The organism is Pseudomonas sp. GW460-LB5, from assembly GCF_059423245.1.
In genome coordinates this window covers 51,409-63,529 of the sequence record NZ_JBWKXT010000022.1, presented here as the reverse complement: position 1 = coordinate 63,529, position 12,121 = coordinate 51,409, and the positions used below count along the sequence as shown (strand labels likewise).

8 protein-coding genes and 2 pseudogenes are annotated in these 12,121 nt (G+C 58.9%); 4 read left to right on the top strand and 6 right to left on the bottom strand.

Annotated elements, in window-relative coordinates:
* Positions 1-259 precede the first annotated feature (259 nt).
* A pseudogene (locus AC07XM_RS15230) lies at positions 260-454 on the bottom strand (con-10 family general stress protein); the annotation flags it as partial.
* A 160-nt stretch (positions 455-614) separates the two neighbouring features.
* Positions 615-1,064, bottom strand: coding sequence for a response regulator (locus AC07XM_RS15225; RefSeq protein ID WP_232862528.1), 450 nt, complete (start codon positions 1,062-1,064; stop codon positions 615-617).
* A 166-nt stretch (positions 1,065-1,230) separates the two neighbouring features.
* On the opposite strand from AC07XM_RS15225, the pseudogene AC07XM_RS15220 reads away from it, so the two are divergent.
* Positions 1,231-1,824, top strand: a pseudogene (locus tag AC07XM_RS15220) (class II aldolase/adducin family protein); the annotation flags it as partial.
* A gap of 534 nt (positions 1,825-2,358) precedes the next feature.
* Here AC07XM_RS15220 and AC07XM_RS15215 read toward each other — a convergent pair.
* The 3 genes from AC07XM_RS15215 to AC07XM_RS15205 form a co-directional block, all read right to left on the bottom strand.
* Positions 2,359-3,513: a tyrosine-type recombinase/integrase gene (locus AC07XM_RS15215; protein ID WP_232862526.1), complete on the bottom strand. Its 1,155-nt coding sequence runs from the start codon at positions 3,511-3,513 to the stop codon at positions 2,359-2,361.
* A 423-nt stretch (positions 3,514-3,936) separates the two neighbouring features.
* A complete protein-coding gene (locus tag AC07XM_RS15210) occupies positions 3,937-5,205 on the bottom strand; it encodes a tyrosine-type recombinase/integrase (RefSeq protein ID WP_054904295.1) in 1,269 nt (422 codons plus the stop codon).
* Positions 5,206-5,358: 153 nt separating this feature from the next.
* Positions 5,359-6,273: a LysR family transcriptional regulator gene (locus AC07XM_RS15205; RefSeq protein WP_016486424.1), complete on the bottom strand. Its 915-nt coding sequence runs from the start codon at positions 6,271-6,273 to the stop codon at positions 5,359-5,361.
* A 206-nt stretch (positions 6,274-6,479) separates the two neighbouring features.
* Here AC07XM_RS15205 and AC07XM_RS15200 point away from each other — a divergent pair, with 206 nt between their 5' ends.
* From AC07XM_RS15200 to AC07XM_RS15190, 3 genes are all read left to right on the top strand, one after another.
* Positions 6,480-7,502 carry a zinc-dependent alcohol dehydrogenase family protein gene (locus AC07XM_RS15200; protein ID WP_016486425.1) on the top strand — a complete coding sequence of 341 codons (1,023 nt, stop codon included), beginning with the start codon at positions 6,480-6,482 and terminating at the stop codon, positions 7,500-7,502.
* A gap of 516 nt (positions 7,503-8,018) precedes the next feature.
* Positions 8,019-9,404: a hypothetical protein gene (locus AC07XM_RS15195; protein WP_016486427.1), complete on the top strand. Its 1,386-nt coding sequence runs from the start codon at positions 8,019-8,021 to the stop codon at positions 9,402-9,404.
* Positions 9,401-10,759: an aminotransferase class I/II-fold pyridoxal phosphate-dependent enzyme gene (locus AC07XM_RS15190; RefSeq protein ID WP_016486428.1), complete on the top strand. Its 1,359-nt coding sequence runs from the start codon at positions 9,401-9,403 to the stop codon at positions 10,757-10,759. The genes AC07XM_RS15195 and AC07XM_RS15190 overlap by 4 nt, the downstream gene beginning before the upstream one ends.
* Here AC07XM_RS15190 and AC07XM_RS15185 read toward each other — a convergent pair.
* Positions 10,751-12,061, bottom strand: coding sequence for an MFS transporter (locus AC07XM_RS15185; RefSeq protein ID WP_016486429.1), 1,311 nt, complete (start codon positions 12,059-12,061; stop codon positions 10,751-10,753). The two genes, AC07XM_RS15190 and AC07XM_RS15185, sit on opposite strands and share 9 nt — an antisense overlap.
* Between the last annotated feature and the right edge of the window lie 60 nt (positions 12,062-12,121).

Here is a 12,121-nt window from a genome sequence, read left to right as displayed (position 1 = left end):
ACTGCGGTAGGCTACGCTGGGCTTTCAGGAATGTTGGCCATAATCGGCGCTGCGGCTTCAGGATTTCATAACCTCACTAGCCAAATGCTAGGGCTGAGCCTATTGCTAGCGGCAGCGTCATTGGCGCTAGTGTTCGTTGGCGGTCGTCTTCGAGCGAGAGGCAAACCCTTGTTGCCCATTTCGCTGTCTTCTTAAGACTGCTTTCATTTTCTCAAAAAGTGGCCAGAGTGCTATGCACCCCGGCCAGGCTCATTTCAAGTTAACGGTTTTCGCTACCGCGCCCGCCGCCGTGGCTGCTTTGCCCGCCTTTACGGCCTGCCTCGGAGGCACGCTCACGGTCATTGGCAAAATTGCCGCCTGAGCTCTGCCCGCCTTTGCGACCTGCCTCCGACGCTTTTTCGCGATCATTGGCAAAATTGCTAGGATTGTTCTGAGCAGTACCACCTTGATGGCCACGATTGGTTTGGTTGTTAGCCATGATCTTTCACCTCATGTCGTCACACAGGAAAGTCTGTGTTCAACTCGGACGTCACGGCGGGGGGTGTTTACTCCGTGGGTTTTGGCCGAGGCCGACGGATTGCGCGAAAGAACTGGTGCAGGCGAGTGTGGCGTCCTTAAGCTTTGTTCGCGAACGTTTGGGAAGGAACAAGCTTCGCAGACGCCGACCTTCCGGCCCCGTCGGCGTGAAGCTGAGCGCAGAGCAGTTCCTGGAGCTGGGTTATTGGCCACGGCTTAGGAAGGAACTCCGCACCTGGCGGCAACACTCTCCCTGCAGAGTCGTAGTATCCGCTCATGACAATGATACGCGTCTGAGGTTTTTGCTGGCTTGCCATCCAGGCAAGATCAACCCCATTGAGTAAACCAGGCGTTTGGACATCCGTTATCAGCAGCGTCCAATCTTGCTTCCTCAACGCCTCATTACCGTCATCGGCAGTCGCCACCGCTGTCACCATGGCCCCCCATTCTTCCAGGTACAGGGTCAAAAGCTCTCGAATCATGGGTTCATCCTCAACGATGAGAACAGTTGGGCGAATTATCTTCGCAGCGGAACGCAGCTCTTTCATACGGGTACTCGGACATGCGGCTGCAGGAAGGGAGGGACATCCAGGTCTGCTTGCTTTCTTCCAGCAAGACGTAGCAGCGCGCCATCACTACGACATCGCCAGCGTTCAAGAAATTCAGTCCAACATGAATTAGTGCCATTCATTCCCATCTGTAAGCGGATCTCTAAGGAATTACACCGAGGTCACTCCCGTCAATCTACTCAAGGTGGACCTGCACGGCAACAAGCTTGAAACCTCAGAGTATGTGGGTAATCCAGCTGGTTTTGCCCTGCACTCCGCCGTACATGAAGCGCGGGAAGACATTAACTGCCTGATCCATACACACACAACAGCAGTGAGCGCCGTGGCGCAAAAAGTCCGAGGATTTACTCACGACGATTTCTACGGTGCTCAACTCTACGGCCGAGTGGGTTACCACATCTTCGAGGGCATTACACTGTTTGATGATGAGAAATCACGGATGGTTGCCAGTCTGGGTGATAAGCACGTGCTGGTGCTGCGCAACCATGGAATCGCAGTGGGTGAAAGCAGCATCGAGAAAGCGTTGTTCCTAGCTTGGACTGTCCAGCGCGCTGCGGAAAATCAGTGCGCTGCTGGAGCATTGGGTGGCGAGGACCATATGCTGGAACATGGCATTGCCGCCAAGTGCGCGGGTCTGACGGCCATGCTGATCCGTGAGAGTGGTTTCGCTACACAGTTCTTTAGCGCGATGGTGCGCAAAATGAGCGATGAGCGTGGCTTGCATTGGGGTGTGGTCTGAATGACCTACGCGTCATAAGCGATGGCAGTGGGTTGAGCTGGCAAATAATATGTTTTTGTTCCGACCCACAGCCAATGGCCTGTATAAACATTGGAAGTCGTTGTTGGTTGGTCCCGTCATTTTTTAGAAATCTTGAGTGTCGATGCAAAGAGAGTAAGGCCGCTCCTATTGGGGGGTGATAGATAATCATTGGATTTCAATAGCTCGCAAGTCCGGTGCGAGTCTCGTTACCTGTTGAGTTTAGTTTATGGCTAGTTTGCAGTTGCTGGGGCTCGAATAATCGTTTTAAGGCGGTCTTCCACTTGGTTCAATCTGATTGTTCTTCTTGGTATAGTCATATTCCAGATAATAGCAGCGCGCCTTTAAGTCTCACTCGCAAGTGATTTTGACAATGATCAATGATCTCGAGTATCACACCAAGCTCATGCATCGTGGTCGTCCCGATACGGCGAAAGTCGTGTGTGGCCCATTCTCCCTGTATGCAATTAAGAACTAGCGAATCGTCGTGGCCATTTCAGCCCGCGTCGGCTTGTGTCAAGTGGTTTTGCAACCTGACAATGCATAGCAAGCCCATTCCTCCATAAGTTGTTTTCGTTTTTCCAGCAGATCGCCTCGTCGATACGCTGCTTCAGTAGCACTACTGATTTTATGCGCCAAGGCCATTTCAGGGACGATGTTGGCGAAATTAGTAGTCTCGGCGGCCCAATCTCTGAAGCTTGATCGGAAACCATGCATGGTGATGACTTCGCCAGCTTCATTGCGCCAGCCTGGTCCGTCGTTGGCTAAGGACTTCTCATCCATTCCGCGTATTTTTTGTAGCATTGCCATGTTCGAGAGCGGTCGACTCATGCTTCGACCCGGGAAAAGCAATTCGCTTTTGCTTTCCGCCTTCAGACATCTGAGCGTGTGAAGGACGGCTTCAGATAAAGGTACCCGGTGCTGGCGTCCGGCTTTCATTCGCGCAGCCGGAATAGTCCAAATCTCTTCGTCCAGATCAATTTCTTCCCAGTACCCACCTATCACCTCGCTTGTGCGCAGAGCACACAGAACGGTTAACTTCACCGCAGTTGAACTAAGGTCAGTGGAATGCTCAAGCTCCGCCATGAAGGCTGGCAATTGCTCCCAAGGTAGAGCGGGATGGTTACCACGATCTGTCAGCCTTCTTCTGGGCAGAAGCTTGTCCAGGTGACCTCGCCAGCGAGCGGCATTTTCACCCGTGCGCAGTCGGCGTGCTTTGGCGGCATCGAGAACGAGTTCTAACCGATTCCTGACCCTGGACGCTGTCTCAGGCTTAGCGGTCCATATTGGATTCAGAATCTCCAGGATATCGTCTGTTTCAACCTCGTCGACTGGCTTTTCTCCGATAAAGGGAAATGCATAAGTAGTAAGAGTGTTGACCCATTGTTGCGCGTGTTTTGCGTTTTTCCAGCCAGCTCTATGGGCTTCGATGTAGTCCACCGCACAAGCGCGAAAAGTGTTTTCAAGATTCATCTCTCGAGCAATCCTAGCAGCCTCAGCCTGCTGGAGTGCATCAGCCTTATGTGTCAAGGGGTCGATGCCCTCACGAATCAATGCTCTGTGGGTGTCGGCGCGGGAGCGCGCCTCCTTCAATCCATAGTGAGGGTAAGGGCCCAAGCCGATTTCCTTTTCCAGACTTTCGAATGACAAGGCGCAGGCCATCGCCATCATCGTACTTGCCGTACTCCTTGAGGTTTTCAATCAATTTCGCGGTGAGCTTGGGCATGGTGGTGACCCCCGATCTTTAAATCCGGTCCCCCATTTGGTCCCCCACTCGTAGCCAGGAAACAGGCGGAACTGGGCGGAAGCTAGAAGACTGCGGCAACATTCAAGCTACCCCAAATATGCTGTTCTAGAGCGGCCGGGCGTCGGGTTTTGGATGCCGGTGGTCGGGAGTGGAAATACACTTCGAATGACTACGCTGCATTCGAACTGATTTTCATAAGATATTGATTTTTATCAGTAAAAATTTTGACTTTTGGAGCTGTGCTGTTGAGTTCGAATCCCGCATACTCCGCCAAATTCGTTTGGCGTGTTACGGGAAGAAAGACGACTGGGGCCGTTACCGTTGGGCTTCAATTCAGGGGGCGGCGATTAATCTGCAAGCGCTAGCTTTGTATTGTTCCGAAGCTGATCTAAGTAATTCGCCCACAGTTGCGCGGCTTCCCGGCGCTGACTCAAGAGCTGAGCGCGTGCGTAAACTGCTCCCAGCGCACCTGGCATCCGGTGCGATAGCGACAGCTCCAGTACAATTGGATCGATGCCCAAATGCTCATGAGCGATCGTGCGGTAGGTAGCCCGAAAGCCGTGAGCGGTGATTGCGTACTCAGGCCAGACTTTTTGCAGCGACTTGAGGATGGACGTCGCATCGATTGACCGGCCTGGATAGACAGGCGATCCGAACACCCAGCCGTGACCGGCATCATCAACCAACCGATCTTTGTGCAGCTCGCGCAGTAGGACTAGCGCTTGCTCTGGGAGCGGCACGATATGCTTGCTCTTGTCCAGATGTTTGGTCTTGCTGACCACATATCGCCAATCGGCGCCGATCATATCGACATCCTCCCAGCGCATCTTCACAAGTTCGCCCGGCCGAACCGGCAACAGCACCAGTAGGCGCATCGCATAGGCCACGCTCCCAAGGTTCAGATCATCCAGGCGCAGCAGAAACTTGCCCAGATCAGCAGGCCGCTCAATGGCCGGGTTGCTGGTCACCACGTGGCGGATCTTGAGTTCCTCAGTGTTGCTCAGGGCCACATTTCGCTCGACCCAGCCACGTCCTTCGGCAAAGCCGAGGATGGAGCGAATGATCGTCCGCACGCGCCTCGCCATCGCCATGATTCGCTTGTATCGCAACTCGGTAATGATCGCGGTGATGTGCTCGAGTTTGATTTCGCTGACGGGCCGCTCGCCGATAGCGGGTAAAATGTGGTTCTGCAGTGCGCCGCGAAATCCTGCGACGGATTTGCTGACTAGGTCGGCGGATTTGAACTTCATCCACTCCTCAGCGACGTAGGCGAACGTACGTGACTCATTTAGCCATTGCGCCTCAATCTTGGCTTTTTTGGCTTTGAGTGGGTCGATGTGATTGGCCACGCTATTGCGCGCTGCCCGGGCGAGCTCGCGGGCTTCTTTCAAGCCCACATCCGGATACCTGCCGATCACGAACACGTTTTCCTTGCCGCGAAGACGGTACTTCAGTCGCCAGTGCCGGGAGGGAGATTTGCCAGGCTTGAGCGAGGCACGCACTTGTAGATAGAGACCCGGCACGTCGCCATCGGCGTACTTGCCTGATGTGGTCAACGACCGAATGAATGCATCGCTGAGTTTCTGGCGGAAGGGTGGCGGTTTTTCGGGGGACATGATGTGGGGGTATCTTTTTCAGTTTGGGCTTGGTGTCCCCCAAAGATACCCCCAGTCAAGCTGGAATTGAGTGGATTCCGATGGACGGAAACGGACGATGATTTGCTCTAAGTCTATGCTTTTGAAGCATTATTGGTTCTCAGTGGAACTCGGTCAGAGGCTATCGGGGTCCCCAAAAAACATCTGAATTCGCGACCGCAACCACCGCTCCGCCGGGTCGTTGTCTTGCGCCCCGCGCCAGGCCATGTGCAGTTCGAAACTGCGCACCGATATCGGCAGGTCCTCGGCCCGCAATCCGCCCGCCGCGGTCAGCACATCGGCCGTATAGTCCGGCACAGTGGCCACGATGTCTGTCCCCGCCAGCAAACTCCCCAGCCCGTTGAACTGCGGCACCGCCAGCACCACGTGGCGCTTGCGGCCAATCTCTTCCAGGGCTTCGTCGATGAACCCGGACAGGTCACCGGCAAACGACACCAGCGCATGCGGCCGCGCGCAGAAGTCGTCCAGGGTGATGCTGCCGGGCACACTGTCGGCACGCAGCAGCTTCGGCATGCTGCGGCGCAGTACCTTGCGCTTGGCGTTGGCCGGTAGTTCGCTGGTGTAGCTGACCCCCACCGAAATCTCGCCCGAGGCCAGCAACGTCGGCATCAGCAGGTAGTTGACCCGCCGCACCACCAGCACGATGCCCGGCGCTTCGGCGCGGATGCGCTTGAGCAGCTGTGGTAGCAGGGCGAACTCGGCATCGTCCGACAGGCCGATGCGGAACACTGCGTTGCTGGTGGCGGGGTCGAACTCGGCAGCGCGGCTGACTGCAGTGGAAATCGAATCCAGCGCCGGGGACAGCAGGGCGAATATCTCGTGGGCCCGCGCCGAGGGTTCCATGCTGCGGCCGGTGCGCACAAACAGCGGGTCGTCGAACAGGTTGCGCAGGCGCGACAAGGCCGCGCTGATGGCCGGCTGGCCGAGGAACAGTTTTTCCGCAGCGCGGGTCACGCTGCGCTCATGCATCAGCGTTTCGAACACGATCAGCAGGTTGAGGTCTACGCGACGCAGGTCGTTTCGATTCATCGGTGCGCTTCGCCTAAAGTGGGGCAGGGGTGAATCTTACGGCCAAAGGCTGTTACCCTGCACGGGTTTAGGGGGACCCATTGCAGGGAAAGTCAGGTGCCCAATCGATGACAAGCATGTCGACTATTAATGACCACTGATGGTCTAACCGTCAAAGCCCGGATAAAGTCAGTGGTAATTAGAGGTTCACAAAGGCGAGGTATGCGATGTCCCGCATGATCCGTTTCCACAAGTTCGGCGCTGCCGATGTGCTCCGTTGCGAGGAGCAGGCCGAACCGTCACCCGCTGCCGACGAGGTACAGATCCGCGTCCAGGCGATTGGCGTCAGCTGGTATGACGTGCTCTGGCGCCAGAACCTGGCGCCGTCCCAGGCACGCCTGCCGGCGGGCATCGGCCACGAAATGGCCGGGGTGGTGACTGCGGTCGGTGAAGGGGTCGAGGACATTGCGGTGGGCGACCGGGTCGCCAGCTTCCCGGCCACCAGTGCCAACGATCACCCCGTGTATGGCGATGTCATCGTGCTGCCGCGTACGGCCATTACCCGTTACCCGGATGTGCTCACGCCGATCGAGGCGAGCGTGCACTACACGCCGTTGCTGATCGCCTATTTCGCCTACGTTGACCTGGCCCGGGCCAAGGCCGGGCAGACCGCGCTGGTAACCGATGCCAGCCATTGTGCCGGCCCCGCTTTCGTCCAGTTGGGCAAGGCCCTGGGGCTGAAGGTGTTTGCTGCTACCAAAGAAGCGGAGCAGCGGGATTACCTGTTGGGCCTGGGGGCCGACAAGGTGATTGTCACTGAGGAACAGGACTTGTTGCTGCAGGTTGGCAAGTACACCGATGGCCGCGGCGTGGACATGGTCCTCGATGGTATGGGCGGGCCGCAGATGTCGCTGCTGGGCGATGTGCTGGCGCCACGTGGCAGCCTGGTCCTGTATGGCCTGCAAGGCGGTAACCAGACGCCGTTCCCGGCCTGTGCAGCCTTCCAGAAGAACATCCAGTTCTACGTGCATTGCATCGGTAACTTCACCGGCAAGCCGGAGCTTGGCATCAGCCAGGACCAGGTCGCGCTGCAGCGTGCCTTGCGCGATATCAACCAGTTCACCGCCGACCAGTTGCTGACACCGCAAATCATCAAGGTGTATCCGTTCGAGCAGGTGGTGGAGGCGCATCGTTACATGGACCAATGCCCTTGTGGTGGGCGGGTGGTACTGGACATGGCGCAACACTGACAGCTGTTTGCATTGCTGATGAACCCGGGCTGAGTCCCGGGTTTTTTGTGCGCGAAACAGAATGATTTAAATGCCAACTATAAGAATATTCCTACATTAAAATCAGTCGCGGACTACATATAAGGCGATGGCCTGGCGTTTTGTGGAAATATTCCGCCAACAATTCAGTCTTGAACGATTTCGGCTCGGCGTTCAGTGTATATCCGCCGTCGTGCTGAATGGTTTTTTTACCCCGATCTGTATCTTATATTCGCTCTGCATCCCCCGATAATGGCACGATGATAGTTTGCGCAAGGAGCGTGGAATGAGCATGGCTATGCCTGAGGATGAGCTGTGTTTGGTAGCGGCGGGCTGTCGCGGTGGCGAGTATTTTTCGATGGTCTGGCGACAGTGATGCGTTACGTAATTACTTCAATTTGATTGTAGGAAATTTCTTCCGGGTAAGCGCAGGGCGTGTTGAATCTTGAATACAGGATTCGGCACGCGTTGGCTGCATGAAGTTGATGAGGTGATTTCGTGACGGCTATTCACGATCAGGCAATGCATTATATCTACCAACAAGTGCTCGAGCGTTTGTTGAGCCAAATGTCACAGGCGCAACGCGCGTCCCTTCAATTGCTGATACAACGTTTGCTGGTCGCTGCAGGTGGGCCAGAGTATATCGGTACGTTCCGCGTGCTGGTACTGCAAGGTTGCGATCGCCACAGTGCCAGGTTGCTGGCCATGCTGCGTGCGGCACAACTGAGCATTGCCCTGCGTGCGCCGGTAACCTTTCAGTTGCGGGTACTCGTGGTCAGCCTGCCGGTGGCTGCCAGCGATACGTTGGAATTCCACGAGGGCAGTTTCAGTGCCCTGTTCATGCAGGATGACCCGCGGGTTCAGTTACAGATGATCGAAGGGCGCGAAGTGGTGCCCTTCAGCCGTCGGTCTTCGGCAGCGCCCGACCGCTGGCTGCTGGCGAGAAACGCCCTGCTGATGTTCGGGCACATGGTCGATGCCAGGCCCGAAGCCCTGCTGGGTAGCCGGCTGCACCTGGAGCTGGCGGATGCCGCGTGTTCTGCGCTGCAGGCTGCGACACCGGCCGATGTCTTGATCACCGCCATTCCCGTACGCCAGCGGCGCCGCTACCTGGCGTGGGCCCGGCGTAGTCTGCGCCTGGCAGGGGAGCGCGGCCCCCATGTGTTGCATCACTGCCTGGCGGCGCTGGCCCACGGGCTGAGCCGGTTGCACGGCGCAGCCGATGCCTCGCCGGGCAGCCTGGCGAAGCCCACACAGGGCGATGCCGCGCAGGAGGCATCGTTGCGGCTACTTGCCATAGATGACCTGCTGCCGCATCTGCTTGAAGGGCAGCAACTGGATGCCATGTTGGGTGCTGGTCTCGAAAAGGCCGATGATGCCTGGCCATTGGCGGCGTTCGTCGATCCGAACGCCCGGGCCCAGTTGCACCAACTGCGCGCCCGCAGCCTGGAGCTGCAGGCCGCTCGCCCGGCGCTTTCGCTGGCGAACCCGTCGGGTGATAGCAAGACTCGCGATGGGCACACCCTGGCGCTGGGCAAAGCCTACGGTATCAACCAGACTCAACTGGTGTGCCTGCTGTTCAGTCCCTTCGCCAGGCAGGGAAAGAAGCTCGAGCATTTTCTGCAGTGCCGGCATGCAGACATGCTGGTAGCGCTGCCGTACCTGCACCGGGCCCTGCAAGGCAAACCCTGCCCCGATGCGGTGCGGGACTGGCTGGTGAATACCAGTGGCCTGCCGCTGGTGCAGTTACGGGCAATCTATGAGGGGCGCATGCCGCTGACTGCCTGGCGCTTACAGAGCAACCTGGCCCGCCGCGATGTGCACCTCAGGTTGCTGCCACGGCCTTCGTCGGGGCGCCGCCGTAGCCCAGTGGCGTTGCCTTGAAAGGGCCAGCGGTTCCCGGCGAGTTCGCCTATCGCAAGGTGTACCGCTACCTGGAGGCGTTGATCGAGCAGGGCTCAGGCGTTGGCCCCTGCAAGTTACCGTCGTTACGTGCACTGTCCCGACGGTTGCGGGTGTCATTGGCGACTGTGCAGAGTGCCTACAACCTGCTGGAGGAAGAAGGCCGGGTCCAGTGTCTGCCGAGGTCCGGCTACTACGCTCAGGTCGCTGCAAAGGCGCAGGCAGCGCCCATGTACCCGCAGTCTCCCTTGCCGGTACAGCCACTGCTGGAGCGTGCGCTGCTAGGCCACGAGCGGCGCATGGCCCGTCAGCGCGCCAGCAGCGTTGCACCCAGGGAGATGCTCGGCGACTCCCGTCTGCGCAATGCCTTGGCTGAGCGTTATACCCGTTCCTCCAGCCAGTACTGGCGTGCCGAGGACGTTCAACTGGCCCCTGACGTGCAAGCGTTGCTGGAGACGGTGCTCGCAGGGCTTGCCTTGCAGGGCGGGACGGTACTGGTGCAGTCGCCCTGTTGCTGGCAGGTGTTGCGCGCTTTGGCGCGTGCTGGTATGCGGGTGCTGGAAGTGCCTGCGGATAGCCGCGGCAACCCGGACCTGCGTGCCTTGGCCCGGTTGCTGGGCGGCGAGCCGGTGTGCATGCTGGTCATGCCGTCTTGCCTGGGCATGCCACAAGGGCGGCTGGTGTCGCCGCACTATCAGCAGCAGCTTGGTCAGCTACTGGACCAGCATGCTGTCTGGTTGCTGGAAAACGACCTGGACAGTGAGCACTGTTACAGCGGGCCGCCACACACGCGCTTGCGCGACTGGGTCGACCCCCGCTGGCTGTTGGTGCTGGGGGCATTCGAGGCGGCAGTGGGTGCCGAGGCACCTTACGCCTATGTGCTGGGCCATGACGCGGCACTGGCCAAAGCGTTTGCCGAACGGGCATTTCGGCTTGCGCCGCTGCGCCTGCAAGCGCTTGCCCTGATGCTGGGCAAAAGGCAGATCGAGATGCAGCTTGTCCAGCTGCGTACCGACCTGCACAGGCGTACACAGTACCTGGTACGCGCGCTGGAGTTGCAGTTCGGTCAGCGGGTGGCGTTGCAGATGCCCCAGGGCGGACGAATGCTGTGGGTGCGTTTTCGCCAACCGCTGGAGTGGGATTGCATTGTTGCGGCGTTGGCAGGTTCCGCCTTGCATGCACTGCCGGGCTGGCAGTTCAGCCTGCAGGGGCGATACCAGCAGTACCTGGCACTGGTGTGGCTGGGTGACCAGCCGGGTGACCTGCAACAGGCGGTGGAGCGCCTGGCGCAGGCGCTGGAGCCGCGTTGTGGGCGGCCCGCCGGCGTGTCACGCTGACTGCGCATGCTCTTGCCCCTGGCGCAAGCGGGTACTGAGCAACGCTGCCAGCACCAGCAATGCGGCAATGATCCACAAACCGTTGCGGGTGCTGCCGGTGGTCTGCTCGATCAGGCCCATCACCGACGGGCCGACGAAACCACCAAACAGGCCGCAGGTGGTAACGAACGCCAGGCCCGCCGCCAGGGCGCTGCCACTCAGCCTGCTGGACGGGAAGACAAACAGGATCGACTGCACCACGAACAGCATCAGCGCGGTCAGGGAAAACCCGATCAGGCCGATGAACGAGTTGGCCAGCGACGCCAGCAGCAACCCTGTCGCCATGGTCAGCAGGCCGCCGAACAGCAGGGTGCGGCAACGGCGTGGCGAGGTGGCCAGGCGTGGGAAGGTGGCAGCACCGATGGCAGCAGCAACCCACGGCACGGCAGTCAGCAGGCCTATCTGGAAGGGGGATAGCGCAGCGTAAGTGCCGATAATGCCGGGCAGGAAGAAAATCACGGTGTAAATGGTGATCTGGTGCACGAAGTACACCGAGATCGCCAGCCAGATCTGCCGGTCGCGGAACATCTGCCCCAGCTTGCTCTGCTGGGGCGCGGCAGCCCGTTCGGCCGCCAGGCGGCGTTCGATGTCCTGGGCGTCGGCCGCCGACAGCCAGGGCGCCGAGGCTGGGCCATCGGGCAGCTTTTTCCACACCACAACGGCCAGGGCCACGGCGGGCAAGCCTTCGAGTACGAACAGCCACTGCCAGCCATGCCAGCCCAGTACGCCGTCCATTTCCAGCAGGGCACCGCCCAGTGGGCCGCTGAGGATGTTGGCCAGGCACACGCCCAGCAGGAAGTAACCCGTGGCGCGGGCGCGCTGCTCACGGTCAAACCAGTAGGTCAGGTACAGCATCACCCCAGGAAACAGGCCTGCTTCGGCCACCCCTAGCAGCAGGCGCATGATATAGAACGACGTTTCTCCCTGGACGAAGGCCATGCCCGCCGAGAGCAGGCCCCAGGTGATCATGATGCGGGTAATCCAGAAGCGTGCGCCCACCCGGTGCATGATCAGGTTGCTCGGCACTTCGGCCAATGCATAGGTAAGGAAGAACAGGCCCGCCCCCAGGCCATAGGCCGCTGCTGACAGGCCCAGGTCGATGCCCATGCTGGCTTTTGCCAGGGCGATGTTGGTGCGGTCGAGAAAGCTCATCACGTAGACGACGATGAGCAGTGGCATCAATTTGCGTAACAGCAGGCCATTCAGGCGCTGCTCGGTGGTGGCGGCAGGGGCCGAAGCCGCTGCACGGGTGAGGGTTGTCATTGTTTTTTTCCCCGTGAAAAGTGCTGGTGGTGTGCCCGTAGCGGGCACACCAGGCGTGTT

Coding starts and splice junctions, on each gene's coding strand:
- AC07XM_RS15210 (WP_054904295.1), bottom strand. CDS start 5,205: ATGTCCCCCGAAAAACCGCCACCCTTCCGCCAGAAACTCAGCGATGCA.
- AC07XM_RS15215 (WP_232862526.1), bottom strand. CDS start 3,513: ATGATGGCGATGGCCTGCGCCTTGTCATTCGAAAGTCTGGAAAAGGAA.
- AC07XM_RS15200 (WP_016486425.1), top strand. CDS start 6,480: ATGTCCCGCATGATCCGTTTCCACAAGTTCGGCGCTGCCGATGTGCTC.
- AC07XM_RS15185 (WP_016486429.1), bottom strand. CDS start 12,061: ATGACAACCCTCACCCGTGCAGCGGCTTCGGCCCCTGCCGCCACCACC.
- AC07XM_RS15205 (WP_016486424.1), bottom strand. CDS start 6,273: ATGAATCGAAACGACCTGCGTCGCGTAGACCTCAACCTGCTGATCGTG.
- AC07XM_RS15225 (WP_232862528.1), bottom strand. CDS start 1,064: ATGAAAGAGCTGCGTTCCGCTGCGAAGATAATTCGCCCAACTGTTCTC.